Annotated in this window: 22 protein-coding genes; 18 read left to right on the top strand and 4 right to left on the bottom strand. The window is 43.1% G+C overall.

What is annotated here, in order from left to right; translation table 11 throughout:
• Window positions 1–869: 869 nt before the first annotated feature.
• From CGB83_RS03710 to CGB83_RS03700, 3 genes are all read left to right on the top strand, one after another.
• Complete coding sequence (locus CGB83_RS03710; RefSeq protein ID WP_100074583.1) at window positions 870–2,111, top strand: sulfate adenylyltransferase subunit 1; 1,242 nt, start codon at window positions 870–872, stop codon at window positions 2,109–2,111.
• A 1-nt stretch (window position 2,112) separates the two neighbouring features.
• Window positions 2,113–3,000: a sulfite exporter TauE/SafE family protein gene (locus tag CGB83_RS03705; RefSeq protein WP_100074582.1), complete on the top strand. Its 888-nt coding sequence runs from the start codon at window positions 2,113–2,115 to the stop codon at window positions 2,998–3,000.
• An 85-nt stretch (window positions 3,001–3,085) separates the two neighbouring features.
• Window positions 3,086–3,376 carry a putative quinol monooxygenase gene (locus tag CGB83_RS03700; RefSeq protein ID WP_100074581.1) on the top strand — a complete coding sequence of 97 codons (291 nt, stop codon included), beginning with the start codon at window positions 3,086–3,088 and terminating at the stop codon, window positions 3,374–3,376.
• A gap of 151 nt (window positions 3,377–3,527) precedes the next feature.
• On the opposite strand, the gene CGB83_RS03695 is transcribed toward CGB83_RS03700, so the two are convergent.
• Both CGB83_RS03695 and CGB83_RS03690 read right to left on the bottom strand, forming a co-directional pair.
• Window positions 3,528–4,802, bottom strand: a complete 1,275-nt coding sequence (locus CGB83_RS03695; RefSeq protein ID WP_100074580.1) for a T9SS type A sorting domain-containing protein — start codon at window positions 4,800–4,802, stop codon at window positions 3,528–3,530.
• Between the two features lie 231 nt (window positions 4,803–5,033).
• Window positions 5,034–5,816, bottom strand: coding sequence for a T9SS type A sorting domain-containing protein (locus CGB83_RS03690; RefSeq protein WP_100074579.1), 783 nt, complete (start codon window positions 5,814–5,816; stop codon window positions 5,034–5,036).
• A gap of 96 nt (window positions 5,817–5,912) precedes the next feature.
• Here CGB83_RS03690 and CGB83_RS03685 point away from each other — a divergent pair, with 96 nt between their 5' ends.
• The 13 genes from CGB83_RS03685 to gcvP all read left to right on the top strand — a co-directional run bounded on the left by CGB83_RS03685 (window position 5,913) and on the right by gcvP (window position 20,637).
• Entirely contained in the window at window positions 5,913–8,015 is a 2,103-nt protein-coding gene (locus tag CGB83_RS03685; RefSeq protein WP_100074578.1) for a TonB-dependent receptor plug domain-containing protein, read from the top strand.
• Between the two features lie 12 nt (window positions 8,016–8,027).
• The gene (locus CGB83_RS03680; RefSeq protein WP_100074577.1) at window positions 8,028–9,143 is read left to right on the top strand and encodes an HmuY family protein; all 1,116 of its coding nucleotides are present in this window, start codon (window positions 8,028–8,030) and stop codon (window positions 9,141–9,143) included.
• Window positions 9,144–9,166: 23 nt separating this feature from the next.
• On the top strand, window positions 9,167–10,045 hold the full coding sequence (locus CGB83_RS03675; protein ID WP_100074576.1) for a heme/hemin ABC transporter substrate-binding protein: 879 nt from the start codon (window positions 9,167–9,169) through the stop codon (window positions 10,043–10,045).
• Complete coding sequence (locus CGB83_RS03670) at window positions 10,029–11,072, top strand: FecCD family ABC transporter permease (protein ID WP_100074575.1); 1,044 nt, start codon at window positions 10,029–10,031, stop codon at window positions 11,070–11,072. The genes CGB83_RS03675 and CGB83_RS03670 overlap by 17 nt, the downstream gene beginning before the upstream one ends.
• Window positions 11,069–11,842 (top strand): heme ABC transporter ATP-binding protein, encoded by a 774-nt coding sequence (locus CGB83_RS03665; RefSeq protein WP_100074574.1) that lies wholly within the window; start codon window positions 11,069–11,071, stop codon window positions 11,840–11,842. The genes CGB83_RS03670 and CGB83_RS03665 overlap by 4 nt, the downstream gene beginning before the upstream one ends.
• A 1-nt stretch (window position 11,843) precedes the next feature.
• A complete protein-coding gene (locus CGB83_RS03660) occupies window positions 11,844–12,494 on the top strand; it encodes a class I SAM-dependent methyltransferase (protein ID WP_100074573.1) in 651 nt (216 codons plus the stop codon).
• A 4-nt stretch (window positions 12,495–12,498) separates the two neighbouring features.
• Window positions 12,499–13,527 (top strand): hemin-degrading factor, encoded by a 1,029-nt coding sequence (locus tag CGB83_RS03655; protein WP_100074572.1) that lies wholly within the window; start codon window positions 12,499–12,501, stop codon window positions 13,525–13,527.
• Between the two features lie 130 nt (window positions 13,528–13,657).
• On the top strand, window positions 13,658–14,530 hold the full coding sequence (locus CGB83_RS03650) for a ChaN family lipoprotein (RefSeq protein WP_100074571.1): 873 nt from the start codon (window positions 13,658–13,660) through the stop codon (window positions 14,528–14,530).
• A 312-nt stretch (window positions 14,531–14,842) separates the two neighbouring features.
• Window positions 14,843–15,397 (top strand): RNA polymerase sigma factor, encoded by a 555-nt coding sequence (locus tag CGB83_RS03645; protein WP_172954676.1) that lies wholly within the window; start codon window positions 14,843–14,845, stop codon window positions 15,395–15,397.
• Between the two features lie 13 nt (window positions 15,398–15,410).
• Window positions 15,411–15,752, top strand: coding sequence for a hypothetical protein (locus CGB83_RS03640; protein ID WP_100074569.1), 342 nt, complete (start codon window positions 15,411–15,413; stop codon window positions 15,750–15,752).
• An 81-nt stretch (window positions 15,753–15,833) separates the two neighbouring features.
• A complete protein-coding gene (locus tag CGB83_RS03635; protein WP_100074568.1) occupies window positions 15,834–16,103 on the top strand; it encodes a hypothetical protein in 270 nt (89 codons plus the stop codon).
• Window positions 16,104–16,518: 415 nt separating this feature from the next.
• On the top strand, window positions 16,519–17,163 hold the full coding sequence (locus tag CGB83_RS03630) for a J domain-containing protein (protein WP_100074567.1): 645 nt from the start codon (window positions 16,519–16,521) through the stop codon (window positions 17,161–17,163).
• A 615-nt stretch (window positions 17,164–17,778) separates the two neighbouring features.
• A complete protein-coding gene (gene gcvP / locus CGB83_RS03625) occupies window positions 17,779–20,637 on the top strand; it encodes an aminomethyl-transferring glycine dehydrogenase (protein ID WP_100074566.1) in 2,859 nt (952 codons plus the stop codon).
• Window positions 20,638–21,667: 1,030 nt separating this feature from the next.
• On the opposite strand, the gene CGB83_RS03615 is transcribed toward gcvP, so the two are convergent.
• Window positions 21,668–22,243 (bottom strand): NAD(P)H-dependent oxidoreductase, encoded by a 576-nt coding sequence (locus tag CGB83_RS03615; RefSeq protein WP_100074564.1) that lies wholly within the window; start codon window positions 22,241–22,243, stop codon window positions 21,668–21,670.
• A 72-nt stretch (window positions 22,244–22,315) separates the two neighbouring features.
• Entirely contained in the window at window positions 22,316–23,146 is an 831-nt protein-coding gene (locus CGB83_RS03610; RefSeq protein WP_228420073.1) for a helix-turn-helix domain-containing protein, read from the bottom strand.
• A 291-nt stretch (window positions 23,147–23,437) separates the two neighbouring features.
• Here CGB83_RS03610 and CGB83_RS03605 point away from each other — a divergent pair, with 291 nt between their 5' ends.
• The gene (locus CGB83_RS03605) at window positions 23,438–23,770 is read left to right on the top strand and encodes an import component protein (RefSeq protein ID WP_100074562.1); all 333 of its coding nucleotides are present in this window, start codon (window positions 23,438–23,440) and stop codon (window positions 23,768–23,770) included.
• A 69-nt stretch (window positions 23,771–23,839) separates the two neighbouring features.
• Window positions 23,840–25,150 (top strand): beta strand repeat-containing protein, encoded by a 1,311-nt coding sequence (locus CGB83_RS03600; protein WP_100074561.1) that lies wholly within the window; start codon window positions 23,840–23,842, stop codon window positions 25,148–25,150.

Below are 25,150 nucleotides of genomic sequence, written 5' to 3'. Positions count from 1 at the left end.
TGTGATTTTAAATTATAGATTTTAGATTAGAATGGTAGACGGATTTTAAATTTGACTACTATTGATTAACAGGCATTACAATCGACCTGGGAAAGAAAGGCGTTAAGAAAATAAAGGCTGTGAACGTTAAGAAAATTCTTCTGTCCGAAGCGCGTACTGGAAAGTTAAAAGACAGTGCTCATAGCTGATCCGCGCAAGTTTAGAATTTTTAGAGCACAGCGTTTATTTTTAGCCTTTCTTTCCAGTCTTGAATTTTTGTTTCTTTTGTATCAAGGCAAAAGAAAAGAGCGGGAATGTGATTTTAAATTTTAGAGGAGAAATAATAGACGGATAGATGAGAGACAGAGATCTTGAATTTTAGATTTTAAATTATAGATTTTAGATTAAGATGGTAGAAGGATTTTAAATTTGACTACTGTTGATTAACCGACGTTAAAAATCGACCTAGGAAAGAAAGGCGTTAAGAAAATAAAGGCTGTGAACGTTAAGAAAATTCTTCTGTCCGCAGCGCGGCTGGAAAGTTAAAAGACAGTACTCACAGCTGATCCGCGCAAGTTTAGAATTTTTAGAGCACAGGCTTTATTTTTAGCCTTTCTTTCCAGTCTCGATCTTTTGTTTCTTTTGTATCAAGACAAAAGAAAAGAGGGGGAATGTGATTTTAAATTAGATTTTAAATTATAGATTATAAATTTTAGGTGAGAGATAATAGACGGATTGATGAGAGACAGAGACCATGTATTTTAAATTTTAGATTTTAAATTTTGAATTTCACTTACCATGGATCAGTTACCTTTCATAACTCATAACTCATAACTCATAACTCATAACTTATAACTTATTACCCATTACTCATTACTCATAACAACAACATGGATATACTACGATTTATTACTGCGGGAAGCGTGGACGACGGGAAGAGTACCCTGATCGGAAGGCTCCTGTACGACAGCAAAAATATATTGATTGACCAGCTTGAAGCGCTGGAAAAGCAATCGAAAAACAAAAACGCGAACGGGATAGACCTGGCCATTTTAACCGACGGCTTAAGGGCGGAAAGGGAACAGGGAATTACCATTGATGTGGCATACCGTTACTTTTCAACCCCGAAAAGGAAATTCATCATTGCCGATGCTCCGGGACATATTCAGTACACGAGAAATATGATTACCGGTGCATCCAATTCACAGCTTATTGTCATCCTCATTGATGCAAGGCAGGGAGTGATCGAGCAGACTAGGAGGCATTCGATTATTGCATCGTTATTGAAAATGCAGCAAGTGGTGGTAGCGGTGAATAAAATGGATCTTGTGGGCTATTCTGAAGAAGTGTTCAATGACATTAAAGCACAGTACGGACTGGTAGCAGAGAAGCTCGGATTGCCTGAAGTGGCTTATTTCCCTATCTCGGCATTTGAGGGAGACAATATTGTTGAATATTCCGAACACATGCCCTGGTATAAGGGAACAACACTTCTGGATTATCTTGAACATGTCCCTATCCACCAGCAGGCAGATTCCGGGAAAGCGAGGTTTCAGGTACAGTATGTTATCCGTCCTCAGACTGAGGAACTGCATGATTACAGGGGATATGCCGGGCAGGTTATTTCAGGGGTTTACCGTAAGGGAGACCCGATTACTGTGCTTCCACAGAATGTAACGACCCGGATTTCAAAAATCGAGACCGGTGGAAAAGAAACGGATTCGGTATTTGCGAACCAGCCGGCTGTGATTCATGTTGAGGATGATATTGATATAAGCCGCGGGGATTTCCTTGTGCATTCAGATGACCTGCCGGAAGTCAGCCAGGAAGTGGAAGCTGTAGTATGCTGGCTGGATAAGAAAGAACTGACGGAAGGCAACAGATATTACCTTCAGCATAAGAGCAAAGTGATTAAGGCAATGGTTAAGGAAATTGAATATCAGATTGATGTCAATACCCTGGAACAGACTCTGGCAGGATCGGGCATCCGGCTGAACGAAGTGGTAAAGCTGCGCCTGAAAACGGCTTCCCCGTTGGTTTTTGACCGTTTCGGGGAAAGTAAAGCTACCGGAAATGCTATTCTTATTGATGAAACCAGCCATTCTACCGTGGGTGCCGTAATGATTGTATAAGATGGTGGTCTCAAGAAAAATACAGATCAGGCTGAACATACTTTTTGTTACCCTCGCCATTTTATCCTTAACCGTTTTTATCTTATATGAAACAGGATATCTGGATCAGCTGGGCACTGTTCTGGCTAAAGACCATTATATTTTCTACTGGATGATGCTTGTAGGCTTCCTTGCTGAAATCGTTGCAGGATCTATGGGAATGGGATATGGTGTCATCTGTACTACGACACTGCTGTTCCTGAATATTCCGCCGCATGTTGTGAGTGCAAGCATCCATTCTGCAGAGAGTTTTACAACGGCGGCAGGAAGCATCAGCCATGTCAGGCTTAAAAACGTAAGCAAAAGTCTGGTGAAAAAACTGGCGATCCCCGCAGTTATCGGTGCCATTATCGGTGCGGTGTGCCTGACTTACCTGGGAGAGTATTATGCCAGGCTCACCAAAACTATTATTGCGTTTTACACACTCTACCTTGGTTTTCAGATTCTTTCCAATGCGTTCAAAGAAAAACAGAGCAAAAAGCTGAAGCGGAAAACCAATCTTACCCGGCTGGGCGTGATCGGAGGTTTTATCGACTCTTTTGCCGGCGGAGGATGGGGGCCTCTGGTTACCGGGACGCTGATTAAGAATGCTTTTACCCCAAGGTTTGCCGTAGGAAGTTCTACAGTGGCAAAATTTATTCTTACCCTTACGGCTGCGATTACCTTTTTCATTACGCTGGGCGTCCAGCACTGGAATATCATTCTCGGACTGCTGATCGGCGGGATTGTTACCGCACCCTTTTCTGCGATGCTGACAGCTAAATTGCCGGTGAAGAAAATGTTTATCATTATCGGTACCCTGGTTATTGTCATGAGTTCCATAACCATCTATAAATCAGTCTTCAGTTAAGCACTATTTTGATCGCATAAAAATACCGGGATAAAATCATTTTCTGCCTGAAAATATTCTACTTTTACAGCACAAAAATTTAACAATGAATTTACATATCGTGGCGCTTTTTAAATTTAATGAAAGTGATCTCATGGAAGCTGTGGAACTGTTCCAGAACCTAGTAAAAGAAACCAGGAAAGAAGAAGGCTGCCTCCAGTACGACCTTATTGAGGATAAGGATAATAAAGGGACTTTTTTCCTGATCGAACTGTGGGAAACCGTAGAGCACCATAACCGGCATAACGGCCAGGACCACCTGCTGAATTTCAGGCGCGATGCCTCAAGAATCCTGGAAAGTTCCATACAGGTCTACAAAGGTTTCAGAATCTATTAAAACAGCAGATATCCTGTATTTGTGTCTGAAATCTGATGTCTGAAATCTAACATCTGATATCTACCATCAAAAAAAGGCTGCCTATCATCAGATAAACAGCCTTTATAGAAAAATAGAAAGTATTATAATTTAAATGAACTGCGGATGTGGTTTATTTTACAATCAGCTTTTTGGTTTCTGTTTGTCCTCCGTATGTTATTTTTACGAGGTAATTTCCGGATGGTAGATGGGATAAATTCAGGTCTTGTCTATAGAAGCCGGATTGATTGGTCAGTTCCGAAGCATACACTTTTTTCCCGGTCAGGTCGTACACTTCAACACTTCCTTTATTCCCGGTTTTTTCTTTGATATCAAACAGTACAGTTACTCTTTTGTCTGCCGTGGCCGGATTGGGATAGATTCCGAAAGATGCTTTTTTACCGATTTCCGTAATGCCCAATGTGGAAGTGATATTTTTATATTTGAAATACATATTCCCTGTACCGGTTCCTCCGTTGGAAATAAAATACATCCTGTAGTAATCTGATCCCTGCTTTACATAATACACAACATCCGAATACACCCCGCTGGTCGGTTTCCATGAGTGTCCTATGGTGGTAATGGTTGAGGAAAATGCGATTGATGCAGGAAGGGTAGAGCCTGAGGTTTCCTGGGTTTCCGGCTGTACTCTGGCTACGGAAACATTAGGTCCCTGGATGATGCCTGCCATCCTGTACATCATGGTGTTGGCATAGAAAGTCCAGTAACGGGTGAACATCAGGTCCCAGTTGGCTTTCGGCGGTTCCATATTGCTTACCTTATCATTGGTGGCAAATGAGAAATAGTTGAAATAGGCATCATCGGTACCGTTCGCAATGGTTTTGGTCTGTGTCGTATCCCATGCGGAAGTAGCTGTGTTCCATTTGGCATATTTAAAAGTATAGCCTCCGAAATAATCATCAATCATGAATTTGTAATAATCGCCGGTCGCGTATTTCAGGATAAAGATCACTTTTCCTTCTATGTGATGGTTCATGGAATTATATTCTCCCCATCCGTAGGTTGCTGTTCCCAGTTCAAAAGCCCCTTTCTGAAGTACCGTACTGTTATCCGGATTATAGAGCGGTGAACCGTAAGTAGCCACGGAGTTTGAGGTAATGGAATTCCAGTCGCTTGGGTTACTCGATGCCTGGTAGACTTCAATATTCTGGGCATCGTTAATCCTTGTTCCAAAACTCATATTTGAATTTCTGTAAAAAGCAATGTCCCACGTATTGGCAGGTTGTGAAACCGTTGCATTGGCACTTAGGTCAAAGAATACACGGTTCTGATAGCTAGGCCCCATTGTCATATTTACGGTGGTATAGCCGTTGGTATCCACTTGAGCTACTGTGGTCTGCTGTACACACAGGGCCAGCATGGCAGTAAGAAGTAATTTTGTTTTCATAATCTGTTTGTTAATTTATTATTTAGAATTATTCTACAAAACTAAATAATTATTTTTAATAGTTCTAAATAAAAATATGATTTTTGTCGTGTTTTAAAATTTATATCTCGTAGTCAGGTTCAGAATTTTCCAGTTTGAATCAGTACAGATGCCCGTAACCAGGAATTCAAGACATCTAAAAAAACAGCCCGTAAAAATCACGGGCCGTCTCACGTATGTGGGTCTGATAAATTATTTTTTGATAAACTTTGATTTTACTGTCTGACCTTCCGCCGTTTCAATAATAATATAATAAACTCCGGTTTGAAGGGTGCTGATATCATAATTTTTATCTGACAGTTTTCCTTCACTTACTTTTTGCCCTGCCGCAGAATAGATCTGAATCCTTCTCGGATCTTTGCTGGTTACAAAATGTAAAGCTGTATGGTCTGTATTGACTGCAAATCGTACATCATTTTTAGAACCTGAGAGATCTGAAACCCCTAAAGAGGTGGAAGTGGTAAAAGATACATCATCAATAAGGATCGCAGCATGGGCAACATTTCCGATAAATTTGAAAGCGATGTACTGGGAGGAGGATGCAGGAACGCTATAGGTTAAGGTCTGGACTGTAGTTGAAGAAACGGCTACCACACCGCTTATGGGGGTAAATGTTGCCATATCTGTATTACTGGAAACAAGTCCGGCCTGTATTGAACCGGATCCTCCGGATCCGGTGGTCAGAGCCACTTTAAAAGACAGCGTCTGATTGCCTGTAGGAGCAATAATCTGTGGTGTAATGGCATAAAAAGGTACATTGGGAGTAAAGAACGTGTAGGCCTGGAGATATTTATTTCCATTGGAGGCATCCGGATACATTCTCTGTCCTGCCAGTACACTTGTCCATCCGTTTTGTGGCAACGGGCTTCCTGCTCCTGTATTGAACGATTCGAAATTCTCATTAATAGAAGCTACCTGTGCATGCGCCGTAAGTGCTGTAAGCATCATAGTTCCAATAAGTAGTCTTAGTTTCATAATATTATTTTTAATTAGAATTATTCCACAAAATTACATATTTATTTTTAACTGTTCTAAATAAAGCATTATATTTGTCGGAAATTTTTTGAATCTATGAAGAAGAAAGTGCTCTCCATTCTATCCGTATCCGTTGTTCTATGGATGAATGCACAGGAAAAAGATTCTCTCGGCCAGAAGAAAATAGAGGAGGTGGTCATCACCGGACAATACATGCAGCAGTCCATCAACAAATCGATCTATAAAGTTGAGGTGATTGATGCACAGCAGATTAAAAACATGGCGGTCACCAATGTGGCTGAAGTCCTGAACCAGTCGCTGAATATCCAGATTACGCCGGATACCAATTCTGGGAATTCCACGGCGAATATTTTAGGTTTGGGAGGACAGTATGTTAAAATCCTGATCGATAATATTCCCGTAGTAGGAGACACCGGACTGGGAAGCAATATTGACCTGACAAAGCTTAGCCTTACCAATATAGAGCGGATTGAAATCGTCAAAGGCAGCATGGGGGTAGAATATGGTAACGGAGCTCTCGCCGGTGTTATCAATATTATCACTAAGAAAAGCAGCTCCAAAAAACTGAGCATTCGTGCAGGCCTCCAGGAGGAAACGGTACGTGACAGCTACAATCTCAGGAAAAAAGGCCATGGCAGGCATATCCAGAACCTGAATGTTGGATATAACTTCAATGACCACTGGTTCACGAATATCAGTTTCAACCATAACCAGTTTATGGGCTACGAAGGAGAGAAAAAAGGATACAAATACTTTGAACAGGACAACCTGCGGGGGTACGACTGGAATCCTAAAGACCAGTATGAAGCCAACGCATTGATCAGATATTCCAAAAATAAGACTTCATTGTATTATAAAGCTTCTTATCTGAATGAGACGTTCAATTACTACAACCCGAAAGTAGACCGGATCCCATTGAATGACGGAGCAGGAGGTGTCATATATAAAAGCCTTGACCGGAATTATGATACGGAGCGCTGGATCCATCAGTTCAATATCCAGACCCAACTGGGGCAGATCCGGTATATGGGAGACTTTTCCTATCAGAACCAGAACAGGAAATTCTACGACTACAACTATGATATTCCCAACAGGAAAAAAGATCCCAATTATAATGAACAGTCGTACTATAAAACAGATGTGATCTACTCCAGGGGGATGTTCAGTAATTTCCTGGATAATAAGACATTCGATTTCCAGTTAGGGTATGAACTTGACCATACAGATGGCTATGCTGCGCTGATTGCCGGGGAATTTAACGGGAACAACATCAGCAGGAAAATTTTTACTTACGGAACGTTCCTTTCCGCTGAATGGAATATCTCCGATAAATTTTCACTGAGGCCGGGAACAAGGTTCTCTGTGAGCAACAGGTTCAACAATCAGTTCAACTATTCACTTTCTGCAAGGTATAAGACGTCTGAAAACTCTAACATAAGAGGAGTGTTTGGTACGGCTAACCGTTATCCTACCTATGATGAGTTGTTTACCTACTTTGTTAATGTCAACCACGATATCCAGGGAAATCCGGACCTGAAGCCTGAAACAGGGTACTCAGCAGGGTTATTCTGGGACCAAGGCTTTGGCCTGGGGAACGGGTGGAAATTCAATTATAACCTGGAAGCGTTGTACGTAGACCTCAACGACAAGATTGAAAACGTCATGATTGTCCGTCCATCCACCTATAAATACATGAACCTGGATAAATACAGAAGCCTTCTGTTCGGAGCGAATGCGAATATCGTCAAAGACCAGTTTTCACTGGGAGTACGAACCTCACTGAATGGAATTTCGGTTTCCAAGCAGGAAATGGATGTAAGGACCCCGGAAGATTTCCAGTATAATTTCCAGGCCGGGGCAAATGCCGGGTACAAAGTAAAAGGTTCCAATACCGCATTCAACCTGTATTACAAATACACAGGGCCGGCAAGGCTTTATGTGATAGAAAATGAAAGTTTCCGGCTGGCTAAGACAGACGGGTTCCATATGATGGATTTTATCGTAAGCCAGCCGTTCTGGAAAGACCGCCTTGAACTTTCAGTCGGGATCAAAAATATATTCGATGTAACGACCATCAACAGTACCAATAGCACGGCAACCGGGCATAATGCCGCTACAGACCGACTTAACCTGTATTACGGAAGGAGCTATTTTGCAAGATTAATGTATCAATTCTAATAAAACTACAGCATGAGATATTTAAAACTATGGTCTATCGCTTTAATCATTGCGGCGCAATCCTGTCTTTCAGCGGATGAAGACCCTGTCGCTGTGCCGCCTATGACGGGAGCCACAGCCAAGCCTGCTGTTGGGGGAGCCAATCAGCCTAATCAGGTGTGGATCGATTTAAGCGATATAGATCCGGTAACGAAAGAACCGAGACAAAAAACGAACCTAAGGACCGACTGGGAATTAGGATTTTATAATGGTGATGAATTCCGTGTGATCATCAACGGGTCCATCGGAATGGCGGTGGCTAAAATTCCCGGCGCTACCAATATCAATACCGTAAAAACGGGAGATGTTTCTTCTCTGATGGGAGTGGTACAGATCGGTACTTTTACCGCAAGCAATCTTGAATACATTGATAACCCTAACGGCAATTTTCTTACCCAGACCACGGGAATTGCAGAAATAAAAGCCAATGATGCAGATAATGCGGTTTACCTGGTGAACATGGGCAAAGCACTTTCTACCGCTACGGTTGCTCCGGGTTCCGTATCATTGACCGGAGATTCCAGGGGATGGAAAAAAATCCAGATCCTGAGATCGGGCAACGGATACAAACTGAGATACGCAGACCTTAATGATGACCAGTATAAAGAACAGATCATTAACAAGAATCCGGATTACAATTTTAATTTCTTCAGCCTTCAGAAAGGCCAGCCGGTTCAGATCCAGCCGCAGAAGCACAACTGGGATATGGCATTCACAACCTTTACCAATGAAGTCTTTATGGGACCCGGGCAAAGCGCCGGAAGCTATTTCTATGCGGACTTTATCATCACGAATACCGTAAGCGGTGTAGGGGTATACCAGGTAGATGTTCCTGCCGGAAAAACACTGGATCAGGTATATGGAGAGTTTAAGCTGAATGATGTCAGCCAGTCCAAATTCATCTTTAACGACCAGAGGGCACTGGGGGACAAATGGAGAACGACAACAGGAGCAAATGGCCCTCAGACTTATAGCGACCGGTTTTTCGTCCTGAAAGATGCAGAAGGCTTCTACTACAAAATACGCTTCAATGCCATGACCCAGAACGGTGTGCGCGGGTATCCTAATTTTGAATTCGCTCCTCTATAAATCAATCAAATAATACGTATATCATGAAAAAATTCATTCTTGCCGCTTCTGTGCTGGTTGCTGTGTATTCATGCAAAAAAGAACAAAGTACTGCAAAGGAAAATACCACTGAATCTGTTTCGGAAAGCCCGAAATCCAACAACAAAATAGTAACTCTGAATGGAGGTATTACGGAAATCGTAAGTGCTTTAGGACATGAAAAAGAGATCGTGGGAACCGATGTAACCAGCACATATCCGGAATCCCTGAAAGCTACGGCTAAGGATCTGGGGCATGTCAGATCCATGACGATTGAACCGATTATGGCAGTCAGCCCAACCCTTATATTAGCATCCGATAAAGACATCAATCCTGAACTGATGGGTAAAATCAAGTCTTCAGGAATCAAAACGGAGATCTTCAAACAGGAATTTACTGTTGACGGAACTAAGAAATTAATTGCTGACGTGGCTAAAGCCCTGGGTAATACAGATTACCAGAAGCTGAATGACAAAATTGATGCTGACCTGAAGCAGATCCAGCCTATCTCTAAAAAACCGAAGGTACTTTTCATCTATGCAAGAGGCAATATGCTGATGGTTGCAGGAAAAAATACACCGATGGCCTCGTTAATACAGTTAGCTGGCGGTGAAAATGCAGTCAATGACTTTGAAGATTTCAAGCCACTGACTCCTGAAGCCGTTGTTAAAGCCAATCCTGATGTACTGTTTTTCTTCACTACGGGACTGCAGGGAGCCGGAGGCAATGAAGGAGCCCTAAAAATGCCGGGTGTGGCACAGACCAATGCCGGGAAAAATAAGAAGATTATTGCCATGGACGGAGGACTGGTTTCCGCATTCGGTCCAAGGTTAGGAGAAGCCGCAGTAGCATTAAACAAGCTTTTAGTTGAAAACACAAAATAAACTTTACCTGTATCTCATTTTAAGTGCCGTACTGCTGATCCTGATCGCAGTAGCGGCACTTAATACCGGGGTGTATGATTTCGGAGGGAATTCTGCGTTCAGCACATTGTGGCAGTATATCAAGGGCGATCCTGCATTGTCTTTGAGCCATAAATATGTGATCTGGGATGTAAGAGCGGCCAGGATTGTTATGGCCATCCTTATCGGAAGCATGCTCGCCGTTTCAGGAACAGGCCTGCAGGGAATGTTCAAAAATCCTCTGGCTACCGGCGACCTGATCGGGCTCACTTCAGGAGCAACATTACTGGCTGCTATTGCCATTGTTTTAGGAGGGTATTTTAAACATTACCTTCCTGAAACAGTACAATTTTCACTGGTCGGTATTGCTGCTTTTACAGGGGCTTTTTTATCCATGATGCTGGTATACAGGATTTCTACCAGCGGTGGTAAAACCAATGTGGTGATGATGCTGCTCACCGGCGTTGCCATTACTGCCATCGGCTTTTCCGTGACCGGCTTCCTGATTTATATCTCCAAAGATGAGCAGCTAAGGGACCTCACTTTCTGGAACCTGGGCAGCCTTGCTGCCGCCACATGGATGAAGAACGGTATTCTGGCGGTGGTCCTGTGCATTTCCTATACCATGATCCTCCCGCAGGGAAAAGCTCTGAATGCGATGATGCTGGGTGAAAAAGATGCGCAGCACCTGGGAGTCCACGTAGAAAAACTTAAGAAACAGATTATTGTGGTTACAGCACTGATGATCGGGACCTGCGTCGCATTTTCCGGGACTATAGGATTTGTGGGACTGATTGTTCCGTATATCCTCAGATTGCTTTTTAAGTCGGATTATGTATTTATACTGCCGTTATCCGCTGTCTGCGGGAGTATTTTGCTGCTGACGGCAGATACGTTCAGCAGGAGCATTGTAGCTCCTTCGGAACTGCCAATCGGTATTCTCACAGCATTAATGGGAGGGCCTATTTTTATTGCCATACTGGTGAAATCCAAAAAATCATTGTCATGATCACAGCCCATCAGATTAACTACAGGCATAAGGATTTTCACATCCTGAAAAATATCGATTTCTCTCTGGAGTATGGTGAATTTTTGGCTATTGTCGGACCCAACGGAGCAGGAAAGTCAAGTTTGCTCAGTATCCTGGCCAACGAGGTGAAATCTGACAATCCGGACATCCTGTTTAAAAATAAACCGGTCCACGATTGGAAAATTTCCGAACTGTCCATGCATAAAGCTAAATTTTCCCAGCACAACAGCAATGATATTCCATTGGAAGTAAAAGATGTGGTCATGATGGGACGGTATCCTTATTTTGATGCACAGCCGCGTGAAGAAGATTATGACGCTTCAGACAGGATGATGCAGGAAACCGATGTGATCCACCTGAAAGACCGGGAATACAATACCCTTTCCGGAGGTGAAAAACAGCGGGTGCACCTGTCCAGGGTGATGGCACAGCTTCAGAATCCCATTGCGCACAAGGTTATATTTTTGGATGAACCGCTGAATAACCTGGATGTAAAGCATCAATACAAGGCATTGGAAATCATAAAAAACTTTACCCGTAAAGGCAACAGTGCGGTGGTCGTGCTGCATGACCTTAACCTTGCTGCGCAGTATGCCGATAAAGTGTTGCTGATGAAATCCGGTAAGGCTGCTGCGTATGGGAAACCCGGAGAAGTGTTTACTGCAGAGCATATCACGGATGCCTACAATTTTCCATGCACCATATGCCCGCATCCCATACACCATAACCCTATGATTATTTTTGGCTGACATGGAACAGGAAGAACTAAAAAAACTGGCGCAGAACCTGGCCAGGCCCGAAGGGGAAACCGGCATTGAAGTCGGTGAAATGATGCACCGGACAAATATGGGGATGACCATGGAAAGCATCCATGCCCTTCTCATCGAAGATCACGAACACATCCTGGAAATCGGTCACGGAAATGCAGCACACGTAGAGCTTATCCTGGATAAAGCGAAGGGTATACGATATACAGGGATTGACATATCGGCAACCATGCATCACGAAGCCAGAAGCAAGAATGCAAAATTTGGCAGCCAGGCGCAGTTTATCCTCTATGATGGAAACCGTTTGCCGTTTGAAGACAAAACCTTTGATAAAATATGTACGGTCAACACCGTTTATTTCTGGAAACAGCCTGCTGCATTCCTGAAGGAGATCTACCGGGTCCTGAAAAAACACGGAACTTTTGTCCTCACTTATGGGCAAAGGCATTCCATGGAGCAGCTTCCGTTCACAGAATACGATTTCACCTTATACAGCAATGATGAAATGGAAGAGCTGATTTCCGGCAGTCCGTTCAAGAGGATGAAAATCTCTGAAAAGGAAGAACAGGTATCCAGTAAAACCAGCCAGAAAACCATAACAAGAACATACACAGTTTTAACCATAAAAAAATAAATAAATGAGCACATTAGTGAACGATCTGAAAGAAAAATGGGAAGCGCTGAAAGCGGAAAATCCACATATGAGAATAAGAAATGCAGCAGCACAGCTGGGAGTAAGCGAAGCGGAACTGCTGGCTACCAATATCGTTGAAGGGGTAACGGTCCTGAAGCCGGAATTTCAGTCTATTTTAACAGATGCGGAACAGCTTGGAAAAGTAATGGCGCTCACCCGTAATGACGAATGTGTGCATGAGAGAAAAGGAGTCTATCAGAATCCTGATTTCAGCAGTCCGCATGCTCAGCTTTTCGTAGGGGAAGATATCGACCTGAGAATCTTCCTTAACCACTGGAAGCTGGCATTTGCCGTGGTGGAAGGAGATAAAAAAAGCCTGCAGTTCTTCGGGAAGGACGGACTGGCCCTTCATAAAATCTACCTTACCAAAGACAGCTCTGAAGAGGCATTCGATACCCTTATAGAACGATATAAGGCTGATGAACAGATCCTCAGTTTTGAATATGAAGCGGTAGCAGCAAAAACTACTGAAAAATCAGATGAAGAAATAGATGTGGAAGGATTCCAAAAAGCATGGAAAGAGCTGAAAGATACCCACGATTTCTTCATGATGACCAGAAAATACGGTGTAAGCAGGACCCAGGCATTAAGGCTGGCTCCGGAAGGATTTGCCAGGAAAATAGACAATGCAAAAGTGGTAAATGTTCTTGAAGACGCTTCTGAAAAGAAACTTCCGATCATGATCTTTGTCGGTAACAGAGGGATCATCCAGATCCATACCGGGCTGGTGAAGAAAACGCTGTGGCATCAGCAGTGGTTCAACGTGATGGACCCTGATTTCAACCTGCATCTGGATGTAACCAAAATTGCCGAAGCCTGGATCGTCAAAAAACCAACGGAAGACGGTGAGGTAACGGCTATTGAAGTGTTCAACAAGCAGGGAGACTTTATCGTCCAGTTTTTCGGAAAAAGAAAGCCGGGAATCCCTGAATTACAGGAATGGAAAGACCTGGTAGCAGATCTTGAGAAATAATAGTTAGATGATTTGAATGAAGCCGTTTTGTATTGTGCAAGACGGCTTTTTTGACATACTGCTTAAGGAAAATACGTGAAAATAGATGCTATTCACAGATAGTTCTGTAACTTGTGTTTAATAAATAAGAATGAAAAAAATATTAACCATCATATTGATTTCCGGGTTCTGCCTTATAGGCGCCCAGGACTTTAAAGCGTACCAGTTTTACAACCAGAAAGGCAAGAAAATCAATACGGATAAGCTCGTCAGGGAACTGGCGGATTATGATGTTGTCTTCTTCGGTGAAAACCACAACAGCTCAATCATCCACTGGCTGCAGCTGAAGGTTACCGAAGCTGTATATCAACGGAAGAACGGGCAGCTCGTCCTGGGAGCCGAAATGTTCGAACGGGATAACCAGCCTCAGCTGGATCAGTACCTGGCGGGAAGGATTGATCCTAAAAACCTGAAGGATTCGGTGCGACTGTGGACCAATTATGCTACCGATTACAAGCCTCTGCTGGATTTTGCCAAAACAAAGAAACTCCCGTTTATCGCAACCAATATTCCAAGGAAATATGCTTCTAAAACAGCTAAAGAAGGCCTTGAATCACTGGATGCCCTTACGGCAAAAGAGAAAACCTATATCGCAGAGCTGCCGATAAAAGTAACGTTGGATACTCCTGGATATACGGAAATGAAAACCATGATTGGGGAGCATGCGGAAGGTACCCGGGTGATGAACTTTATTTCCGCACAGGCCGTTAAGGATGCCACCATGGCAGAATCCATACTCAGGAACCTGGGGCCGGGAAAAACTTTCATCCATTATAACGGGAACTACCATTCCAAAGAATTCGGAGGCATTTACTGGTACATCATGCAGAAAAGGCCTGACCTGAAGATGGCGGTAATCTCCGTTTTCGAATCCGACTCTCCCGAACTTAAAATCCCTGAAAAAGAGTATATACCGACCACATTCAATCTCATCATTCCTTCCGATATGACCAAAACATATTAAAAGAAACATAGATAACATACAGATCCGGGCTTAATGGTCCGGATTTCTTTTGGATGCATATTGATAGTGATCGATTTCTGCGGAATTATAGAACCTGATTTCATCATTTCTATATTTTTTTTTGAACTTTTATAATTGGTTTAATTTCAGTTGTTTATACTGGTTTAAGCCTGATCTGACAATGAATATTTTCCTACAGGGATAAAATTAACAGCAATATGCTGATACTTCAGGAAAAATATTTTACATTCATTAAAGTAAAACAAAACAGACAGCCGTCTTACCCATATGGAGGTTGTCGATAAAATAACAATGCCACAGAAGGAAAAGGAAAATATCATTTCGCAGACCGTATCCAAATACGGGGGCAAGCTGATGTCATACATCCGTCCTAAAGTGAAAAATACCGAAGATGCGGAAGATATTCTGCAGGAAGTCTGGTACCAGTTCAGCAGTCTCACCAACCTCTCGGAAATTGTGAATGTAGGAGGATGGCTCTACAGGGTAACCGCCAATAAGATTACCGATAAGTACCGCAAAAAGAAAACGGAAAACCTGGAAGACTTTGTGTACGAAGATGAAGACGGTGATTTTTCCATTAAAGATATCCTGCTGATGGATGAAAGTGCCGGACCCGAAATAAAAATGTTCCAGGATGAGATCTGGAAGAAGCTTTTTGAAGCCCTGGACGAACTTCCGGAAAAACAAAGGCTGGTGTACGTTGAAAATGAACTGAATGATAAGACACTACAGCAGATTGCGGATGAGCAGGGAGAAAACATCAAAACCATCATCAGCAGGAAGAATTACGCTGTGAAGCATCTGAGGAGCCGGTTAAGAAAATTATACGAAGATTTAAACAGTTAGAAAAACAACAGATATGAATCATAAACATAAAAAAGGATGGATCTTTTTACTTCTTTGCCCGCCGTTGATTTTGTTGGGGATTACCTGGATCGTCATGGCCTTATGGAATTCGCTCCTGCCGGATATTATCGGCGTCAGGGCAATCACTTTCTGGCAGGCCATGGGAATACTGGTCTTAAGCAAGATCCTTTTCGGGGGATTTCATTTCGGAAGAGGGATGAGAGACTTCAAAGAAAGAAAAATGAGGCATAAAATGATGAGCCTCTCCCCGGAAGAAAGGGAGAAATTCAAAGAAGTATGGAAGAACCGCTGCGAAAACGGATTCTTCGGCAGGAACAGAACGAACAGGGAATAAGCGGAATTTCAGAAGTAGTAAAGTAAACATCCGTACTGACCCTCTCAATATAAGAAGTAGTAAAATTTAAAATTTTGAACAATGAAAAATTCAGTCGTTAAAGGAGCTCTGGGAGCATTAGCCGTAGCAGGCGTCGCTTTGATCGTTAAAAAAGCAGCCAAAAGAAAAAGATTTGTAAAAAGTATCTTTGAAGAATACGGGATTAAGGAAAGATCGCCTTTCGGGCTTGCTGATAAGATCCGTGAAATGGATGAAGATCAGTATCAGGAACTGAAAGGGAAATTCAGGAAAGAATTTGCATCGAAATGCTGCAGGAGGGAAGATCAGAAAGATCAGCTTACCGAGGCATAAAGGAAAAATACTAAATTGAAATTGTTGGTTCCGGGGCGGGAAAGCGAAGCTTTCTGCCCCGGAACTTTTTTATAACCAACAAGGCCATTGAAGATTCCGAATCCGGGACAACCATCAAGCCGTAATCCTGGTAGGAGAATACGAACAATAGGCAGTCCTAAATAAACATCATGTCAGGAAACAAGCCTCGACCTTAGTGAGACATTATTAATAAGGACTATTGATTAGGTAATCTTGGACCCTGACCGGTTGTATTTCTCAATTCATATTCACTTCGCTGATAATAAACTGAAGGGGCTGGCTGTAAAGTCAGCCGCTTATTGTTTTCTCCTTATCAATATGAATGCTATTTCTACCATTATTATCATTTCCGGCAGGCAGAAGAAAATAAAAATCCTTATTTTTGCATAGGTTCATGAAAGATTACTACTATTTTCTCGGTGTTTCACAGGATGCTTCGGAAGAAGACATCAAAAAGGCCTATCGCAAGCTCTCCTTAAAGTACCATCCCGATAAGAATGAAAATGACGAATTCTTTGCCGGCCGGTTCCGGGAGATCCAGGAAGCGTACGAACTGCTCAGTGATAAAGCCAAACGCCGGACCTATGATGAGAACCTGGACAGCCAGCAGAAAAGTTTCAGGTATCATGTTCCGCCTTCCATAAAAACATTTACATCCAATAAAATCCATGCGAAAAAAGGGGAGGAAATCATCATCAGCTGGCAGACGCAGAATGCCGATGTGGTAAAAGTTTTACCGTTCGGCCTCGAAAAGCCGTATGGGGAAAGGATTTTTAAAATCACGGAATTTAAAGACGGTAAATTCCAGCTGCTGCTGCATGCAACCAATTCATTACTGCACAAAACCGTAGTACAGGGAATCACCATTACCGAAGTCTTTGAGAGCGGAGGTGAAAAGTTCAGGGATCAGGCAGAAGAACTGTTCAAATCACAGCCCAGAACTGTTGCCAATCCTCATGGGCAGCCTAAAATCATGAAGATCATGATCGCCGTACTGCTCCTGATACTGGCCGTTTACTTCCTGATCAAAAATGTGTAGATCCTAAGAAATTTTCTTATTCCCCGGACATTTCTTACATCTTTTGCCTTTTTTGAATTTTTTACAGCATGATTTCTTTTCACAGTGCATTTCTTCCGGACGGTAAGAAAAAGCAGGAGCCAATGGCGGTACTTTGAATGGAACGATCATATTCATACTGCAAATATATTAATTTAGAATAAATATAATTAATAATTTTTTATAAATAATTAGGATGTTGGGGTTTAGTGAATGTGGCGTGGAAAATGTTGAGCATTTAGGATTTAAGGATTTCAAAATTTAAAAGATTTAAAGATTTGATGACTTGATGACTTTTATCAGTTATTATATTTGGAAGGGTGATGAGATGATATTTGACTGTAGGCCTGAAAGGCGTTGATGCTTTAAATAAAACCTTTGAAAACAGCGTTCTAACAGGACAGATGGCCGGATGTACGCTGCAATAAAATAATATTAACTTCCTGATAGCTTAGAGCAACATTAAAAACCCATTAATTTCTAATCAGATAGAATTACTTTTCCGGATGACAGAGTTACGGTTCAGGCTGTTGTACAATCGTTCAGAAAATCGTAATTTTACCCATCTTTTTTACAAACAAAATCTAATAAATAAAAATGAATACAGAACAGTTTGTGAGCCGTCACATTTCCATGAATGAAGCCGATAAGCAGGCTATGCTGGAAAAAGTGGGCGTTTCAAGCATCGAAGAGTTAATTTCTCAGACTATTCCTTCTTCCATCCGTTTAGAGAAAGACCTGAATATTTCCGAGCCGCTTTCAGAATATGAAATGCTGAACCACTCGAAAGAACTGGCGTCTAAAAACACGGATTACACAAGCTACATCGGTTTCGGGTACCACAACACCATCCTGCCGGCAGCTATCCAGAGGAATATTTTTGAAAATCCGAGCTGGTATACTGCTTATACGCCGTATCAGGCAGAGATCGCACAGGGAAGGCTGGAAGCACTTCTGAACTTCCAGACTGTAATATGTGACCTTACCGGTTTTGCCCTGGCCAATGCTTCATTGCTGGATGAATCTACGGCCGCTGCGGAAGCGATGCACATGTTCTTCAACAACAGGACCAAAGACCAGAAAAAAGCAGGAGCCAACAAGTTCTTTGTTTCAGACCTGGTATTGCCTCAGACCGTTTCCGTCCTTAAGACAAAAGCAGAAGGACTGGAAATTGAAATCGTTGAAGGAGACCACAAAACGCACACATTCGACGGATCTTACTATGGTGTTCTGTTACAATATCCGGGGAAAAACGGAATTGTACTGGATTATACGGAAGATATTGCAGCATATAAACAATCAGACCTTCAGGTAGTTGTTGCCTGTGATCCGATGGCGCTGGTAAAACTGAAGTCACCGGCTTCCATGGGGGCAGACTGCGCCGTGGGAACAACGCAGAGATTTGGGATTCCGTTAGGTTACGGAGGTCCTCACGCTGCATTCTTCTCCTGTAAGGAAGAATATAAGAGAGATATTCCGGGAAGGATCATCGGGGTTTCCCAGGATATGTACGGAAGACGTGCTCTGAGAATGGCACTTCAGACAAGGGAACAGCACATCAAGAGAGAAAGAGCGACTTCAAACATCTGTACCGCTCAGGTTCTCTTAGCCGTAATGGCCGGGATGTATGCCGTTTACCACGGTCCGAAGGGGTTAAATTATATCGCAGACCAGATCCACTTTAAGGCCAATGCCCTCAAAGGCGGCCTGAAAGCCTTAGGATACGAAATTGTTGAAGAGCCGATCTTCGATACGGTGAAGATCACCATCAGTGAAGATGACAAGAAAAGGCTGATGAGAATGATGCTGGACCACAAGCTGAACCTGAACTATTTCACGGAAGGCGTAGTAAGCATCGCGATCAACGAAAGTACGACTTTGGATAAGCTGAATTATCTGATGGCTTCTTTTGCCCAGTTCAAAGACAAGCAGACGTTTAAATTAGAAATCAAAGAAGGATACAGCATCCCGGAGGAGAATTTGAGGAAAGACGAAATCCTTACCGAAGAAGTATTCAACAGATACCATACAGAAACAGAGCTGATGCGTTACATCAAGCGTCTGGAAAGAAAAGATTTATCATTGACCCATTCCATGATCTCTTTAGGGTCATGTACCATGAAGCTGAATGCAGCAACGGAAATGCTTCCGCTTTCATGGGATAACTGGGGTGCAATCCATCCTTTCGTGCCGGTTGACCAGGCCGGAGGATACCAGGAAATGATCCGTGAGCTGGAAAAAGACCTTGCGGAAATCACCGGTTTTGCAGGAACTTCCCTTCAGCCGAATTCCGGAGCACAGGGTGAATATGCCGGATTAATGGTGATCAGGGAATACCATATTTCAAGAGGTGAAGGACATAGGAATGTTGTATTGATTCCTCAATCTGCACACGGTACCAATCCTGCTTCCGCAGCGATGGCCGGAATGAAGATCGTAGTTGTGAAAAACCTGGAGAACGGGGAGATCGATTTCGAAGACTTAAAAGCCAAAACAGAACAGCACTCCGAAAACCTTTCGTGTGTGATGATCACATATCCGTCTACGTACGGATTCTTCGATGCTAATATTAAAGAAATTACTTCCCTGATCCACAAGCATGGCGGACAGGTATACATGGACGGCGCCAATATGAACGCTCAGGTAGGTTACACCAGCCCGGGGAACATCGGAGCAGACGTTTGCCACCTGAACCTGCACAAGACTTTCGCAATTCCTCACGGAGGAGGAGGCCCTGGTGTAGGACCGATCTGTGTGGCTAAGCACCTGGTTCCGTTCCTGCCTTCCAATGCCAATATTAAAGTAGGATCTAAAGATTCCATTGAAGGAATTTCTGCAGCCCCTTACGGTTCCGGATTGATTTTAAATATTTCCTATGCCTACATCAAAATGCTGGGAACTTCCGGACTCAAAAAAGCAACAGAGCATGCCATCCTGAATGCGAACTACCTGAAAGAAATCTTAGCCGAGCATTTCCCGATCCTGTATTCCAACGAAAACGGAAAAGTGGCTCACGAGTGTATCGTAGATTTCAGACAGTTCAAGTCATTGGGTATTGAAGTGGCTGATGTAGCGAAGAGATTAATGGATTACGGATTCCACGCACCAACAGTCTCTTTCCCGGTAGCCGGAACCCTGATGATTGAGCCTACGGAATCTGAAAGCAAAACTGAAATCGATCGTTTCGCAGAAGCATTGATCGCGATCAAGCATGAGATTGATGAAATTGCCAACGGAGAAGCCGATAAGGATAACAATGTCCTGAAAAATGCTCCTCACACAGAGCAGATCGTAATTTCCGATTCCTGGGATAAACCGTACAGCAGGGAAAAAGCAGCCTACCCGCTGGAGTGGGTGAGAGACCACAAATTCTTTGCTTCCGTTTCCAGAGTAGACGAAGCCTACGGAGACCGAAACCTGGTTTGTACCTGTGAACCGATTGAAGCCTATATGTAATTCAATCTCATATAATATAACGAATCCCTTTCAGCAGTGAAAGGGATTTTTTTGATCTGAATCACAAGTTGGCAGTGATTGTCAGAGATTAATTTCTGCTTTCGTCAATTCGAGTGCGCAACGCAGTGGAGTGTATCGGGAACTTGTTGAAAAGAATCACACTTCTGTTTATCAATCATCGGTTCTCGATACATTTTCTCTGCTTCGCTGCGAAAAAAACTCGAACGGACGGTGCCGCAATGTTGGTCAGGGATAGATTTCCGTCGTCGTCCGTTCCGTTGCGGAACGAAAGTGGAGCGTATCGGGAACGTGTTGAAAAGAATTACACTTCTGTTTGATACTCACCGGTTCTCGATACATTTTTCTCCGCGTTGCTTCGAAAAAAACTCGAACTGACGGTGCCGCAATGTTTGTCATAAATTGATTTCCGTCGTCGTCAGTTCGAGTGCGCGACGCAGTGGAGAGTATCAAGAATTTGTTGAAGAGGATTACATTTTTGTCTGCTACTCACCGGTTCTCGATACATTTTTCTCCGCGTTGCTTCGAAAAAAAACTCGAACTGACGGGGCCGCAATGTTTGTCATAAATTGATTTCCGTAGTCGTCGGTTCGAGTGCGCAACGCAGTGGAGCGTATCGAGAATTTATTGAAAAGAATTACACTTTTGATACTCACCTGTTCTCGATACATTTTTCTCCGCGTTGCTTCGAAAAAAACTCGAACTGACGGTGCCGCAATGTTTGTCATAAATTGATTTCCGTTGTCGTCCGTTCGAGTGCGCAACGCAGTGGAGTGTATCGAGAATTTATTGAAAAGAATTACACTTTTGATACTCACCGGTTCTCGATACATTTTTCTCCGCTTTGCTGCGAAAAAAACTCGAACTGACGGTGCCGCAATCTTGGTCAGGGATAGATTTCCGTCGTCGTCCGTTCGGGTGCGCAACGTAGTGGCGCGTATCGAGAACTTGTTGAAAAGGATTACACTTTTGTCTGTTAATCACCGGTTCTCGTTGGTGTAATCATCAGCAATCAATTCAAATAAGCCTCCTCAATATTTCGATTCCATTCCTTAATCATTTCTTCCGTGGCCTTATCCGCTCTGTCAAAAAACAGATGCCGGTTAATTTCCAGGCCGCAATACGTATAAATACCTTTGTCAGAGGTCAGGCTTAGCGCCCGGTCCATTCCCATGCTTTCATATTCTGCCTTGGATTTTCCATGTGTATTGATGATGGTTGCCCTTTTCCCTTTTAAAAGGCCTTTCTGGATGCCCTGATCATAACGGTAGGCAAAACCATAGCTGAAAACACGGTCGATGAACCCTTTCATTATCGCAGGCATTCCGGTCCACCAGATCGGATAGATGAAGGTTATATGGTCTGCCCATAAAATATGCTCCTGTTCTTCTTTTATATTCTCCGACAACTGGCCGGACCGCTGATCCTTAAGGTCTTGCCGGGACAGGACAGGATTGAAATCAAGATGGTATAAATCCCTGATCCTAATCTCATGGTTTTGTGTTTGCAGGATTTCTGTAACGGTGTTAAGAAAGTGGTGGTTTAAACTTTCGTCATTCGGATGACTGTAAATAATTAAGTGTCTCATTGTTCTGTTTTAATTGTACAGGACAAAGATAAAATGGCAGTCGGTGGTAAAATTGTAAGAAAACGAAACGAATCACCGGTTTTCGGAGATACAGATGTCCTCCTGAAACTTCAGGTACCTGGTAGGGCTGATGTGGAGGTAGTGGTTAAAATCATGGATAAGCTGGCTCTGATCATAATAGCTGCATTCGGAAATAATATCAAACCATTCAACTTTGCCCGAGGCTTCCAATACATCCTGAATGTGCATAACCGCTTTCAGGAATCTGCGGTAACGGTTGGCTTCTTTAGCAGTGTAGCCCAGGAATTTTTTATGGCTGAGCTGTACCGTTCTTTCCGTCTGGTTTTGTAAGGATGCCACCGCTTTAACCGGATTAAGGCTTTCATGACTAAAATCAGACAGCGCTTCTGCAACGGTATTTCTGGGTCTCATATATGGTCTGCAGTATTCAAGGATATAATGGATTCTTTCGTGAGTATCTTTCAGGGTGCTGAGTTCGGTCCATAAATCGGTAAAGCAGTTTTCTCCCAGCAGATGGTCCGGATGGACAGAAAAATGTTCCGCAATAACAGCCTGTCCGAAGAAACGGAAGAAAGCATCATTCTTAAAATTGGCAACAAGAATATTCGAACCTGGAGGAAGGGAATACCGGAATGCCTTTTTAACCGGGCCTAAAACCAGGCAACGTTCAATATCTATCCGGGTATCAGTTAAGGTATGAATCATCGTTGGCTGTAATCCGAAACTGAAAATCAGAATGGTCTGGAATGACGGCAGCAGCATCTTTGAGATACTTTCAGAAGAAGTATTTTGTGCCTGGTAAAAGTGCGAAAAAACATCACTGAATTCTTCCGGGGCTTCTATTCTGCTGCTTGTATAGAGATTACTGTTTTCCTGCATCATTTTTAATTTCGGTTTAGATTATCTGTCCGCTATGACATGAAGGGTTGAAAGTAAAGATAAAGAAATATGTAATAAGCAAAAATATACTTCGGGAATAAAATATAAATCCGTTAGCAACGGCTTAATCTTCGAAACCCTCATAAAACCGCTGCTTATGCACCAGGATAAGCAGCAGGATAATCAAAACACAAGGTCATATGTACTCAATATAAATCCAAAATGCCATAATTCCAATTACGTGCAGAATTCCTTGCAGCTCTTTATAATTTTGCCGCAAATAAAAGCAATTGTATGAGCAATAAAACTGTAGCAATCTTATCTTATGTAACCATCATAGGGTGGATCATAGCGTATGTAAAAAGCAAGGACCTGAATCCTAAAAGTGACCTGGCGGTGTATCACCTGAAGCAGGGGCTGGGCCTTTTCATTGTATCTTTTATCGTCAATATTCTTATGTCAGTAGTGGTGGCTATCGTTCCGTCGCTGGGTTTCATCAATTTCATCGGGATCATTTTTTTAATTCTGCTGATTATCGGCATTATCAATGCAGCCAATGAAGAGAAAAAGCCGCTCCCGGTCATCGGGCATATGTTTGAAAATGCTTTCGGATTCATAGACAAATAATTCTTTAATACAACTTTCCAATGCGGATGATCAGAGTGGTCATCCGCATCTTATTTAATCCTTACAGGAATGAAAAAAAAATTACTCACAGTAGCGGTAGCTCTACCGATTTCTGCATTTTCCCAAGTTGGAATCAATACGACCAATCCCCAGGGAACCTTTCACATTGACGGAGGTAAAAATAACCCTTCCACAGGTATACCTTCGGCACTTCAGCAGTCGGATGACGTTACGGTCACGGCTGCCGGATTTGTCGGTTTAGGAACCGTTTCACCTTCTGTAAGGCTGGACATTAACAGCGGGACAGGGAACGGAGCTGTAAAAATAGCTGATGGCACACAGGGAAGCGGGAAAGTACTTACTTCCGATGCCAGCGGACTCGCGACATGGCAGAGCATACCGGCCTGGGCAGTGACTGGAAACAGTGGTACTGACGCTACGGCGATCAATGCTTTGGGAACAAAATTCATCGGAACTACTGATGCGCGTTCATTTGTGATCAAAACCAACAGTAATTTAGCGGGTTATATCGGGACAGCAGCTTCGGATAACCTTACGCTTGGGGTTAATGCCGGAAAAGCCACTACCACAGGCAACCTGAATGTTTTTATAGGGAATAACGCAGGTTCCGCCAACACTGTAGGAAGCTCCAATGTCTTTGTCGGACCCTACTCAGGGACTTCCAATACCGGCGGCAACTCTAATGTACTTATGGGATATAATTCCGGAAGCAATACCACCGGTGATGCCAATGTTTTTTTAGGAACCTGGGCCGGAAATGCTAATACTTCGGGAGGATACAACGCTTTCGTGGGTTATCGGGCCGGGGAAGGGAATACTACAGGCGTTAGAAACGTTGCGGTAGGAACTTTGGCTGGTAAAACGATTACTACCGGTGACAACAATACTTTTGTTGGAAACGGCGCGGACGCAGCAGCAAACAATCTCACCAATGCTACAGCGATCGGTTACGGCGCTATAGTAAGCACCAGCAACAGCCTTGTGTTAGGCGGTACGGGTGCTTTAGCGATCAACGTAGGGATCGGAACCACATCTCCTGCCTCAAGACTTGAAATTGACGGTGCTTCCACCAATAAGTCTGCTTACAATGCGGCAAGCAGTACGACCATCGATTACAGCAAAAGCAACCTGGCGTACACTTCGGCTTCTGCGGGGAACTTTACGCTTCAGAATATCAAGGATGGCGGAACCTATACCTTAAGCGTAAGAGGAGCCGCTTCAGGAACCTCTGCATTTACAGCTACGGGATTTACCGTGAAGTATGTGCATAATACAGCAACCATAGCCGATAAAGAGACCCTGTATACGTTGATGGTGATGGGAAGCACAGTATATGTCCATATGATTTCAGGATTCTAG

The organism is Chryseobacterium camelliae (genome assembly GCF_002770595.1).
GTDB lineage: Bacteria > Bacteroidota > Bacteroidia > Flavobacteriales > Weeksellaceae > Chryseobacterium > Chryseobacterium camelliae.
Note: the sequence above shows the minus strand (reverse complement) of the source record. Positions and strands in the feature narration are given on the sequence as shown.

Excerpts from the sequence above, each read along its gene's own strand:
- CGB83_RS03710 (WP_100074583.1), top strand. The coding sequence starts at position 870 with ATGGATATACTACGATTTATTACTGCGGGAAGCGTGGACGACGGGAAG.
- CGB83_RS03705 (WP_100074582.1), top strand. The coding sequence starts at position 2,113 with ATGGTGGTCTCAAGAAAAATACAGATCAGGCTGAACATACTTTTTGTT.
- CGB83_RS03700 (WP_100074581.1), top strand. The coding sequence starts at position 3,086 with ATGAATTTACATATCGTGGCGCTTTTTAAATTTAATGAAAGTGATCTC.
- CGB83_RS03695 (WP_100074580.1), bottom strand. The coding sequence starts at position 4,802 with ATGAAAACAAAATTACTTCTTACTGCCATGCTGGCCCTGTGTGTACAG.
- CGB83_RS03690 (WP_100074579.1), bottom strand. The coding sequence starts at position 5,816 with ATGAAACTAAGACTACTTATTGGAACTATGATGCTTACAGCACTTACG.
- CGB83_RS03685 (WP_100074578.1), top strand. The coding sequence starts at position 5,913 with ATGAAGAAGAAAGTGCTCTCCATTCTATCCGTATCCGTTGTTCTATGG.
- CGB83_RS03680 (WP_100074577.1), top strand. The coding sequence starts at position 8,028 with ATGAGATATTTAAAACTATGGTCTATCGCTTTAATCATTGCGGCGCAA.
- CGB83_RS03675 (WP_100074576.1), top strand. The coding sequence starts at position 9,167 with ATGAAAAAATTCATTCTTGCCGCTTCTGTGCTGGTTGCTGTGTATTCA.
- CGB83_RS03665 (WP_100074574.1), top strand. The coding sequence starts at position 11,069 with ATGATCACAGCCCATCAGATTAACTACAGGCATAAGGATTTTCACATC.
- CGB83_RS03660 (WP_100074573.1), top strand. The coding sequence starts at position 11,844 with ATGGAACAGGAAGAACTAAAAAAACTGGCGCAGAACCTGGCCAGGCCC.
- CGB83_RS03655 (WP_100074572.1), top strand. The coding sequence starts at position 12,499 with ATGAGCACATTAGTGAACGATCTGAAAGAAAAATGGGAAGCGCTGAAA.
- CGB83_RS03650 (WP_100074571.1), top strand. The coding sequence starts at position 13,658 with ATGAAAAAAATATTAACCATCATATTGATTTCCGGGTTCTGCCTTATA.
- CGB83_RS03645 (WP_172954676.1), top strand. The coding sequence starts at position 14,843 with ATGCCACAGAAGGAAAAGGAAAATATCATTTCGCAGACCGTATCCAAA.
- CGB83_RS03640 (WP_100074569.1), top strand. The coding sequence starts at position 15,411 with ATGAATCATAAACATAAAAAAGGATGGATCTTTTTACTTCTTTGCCCG.
- CGB83_RS03635 (WP_100074568.1), top strand. The coding sequence starts at position 15,834 with ATGAAAAATTCAGTCGTTAAAGGAGCTCTGGGAGCATTAGCCGTAGCA.
- CGB83_RS03630 (WP_100074567.1), top strand. The coding sequence starts at position 16,519 with ATGAAAGATTACTACTATTTTCTCGGTGTTTCACAGGATGCTTCGGAA.
- gcvP (WP_100074566.1), top strand. The coding sequence starts at position 17,779 with ATGAATACAGAACAGTTTGTGAGCCGTCACATTTCCATGAATGAAGCC.
- CGB83_RS03615 (WP_100074564.1), bottom strand. The coding sequence starts at position 22,243 with ATGAGACACTTAATTATTTACAGTCATCCGAATGACGAAAGTTTAAAC.
- CGB83_RS03610 (WP_228420073.1), bottom strand. The coding sequence starts at position 23,146 with ATGATGCAGGAAAACAGTAATCTCTATACAAGCAGCAGAATAGAAGCC.
- CGB83_RS03605 (WP_100074562.1), top strand. The coding sequence starts at position 23,438 with ATGAGCAATAAAACTGTAGCAATCTTATCTTATGTAACCATCATAGGG.
- CGB83_RS03600 (WP_100074561.1), top strand. The coding sequence starts at position 23,840 with ATGAAAAAAAAATTACTCACAGTAGCGGTAGCTCTACCGATTTCTGCA.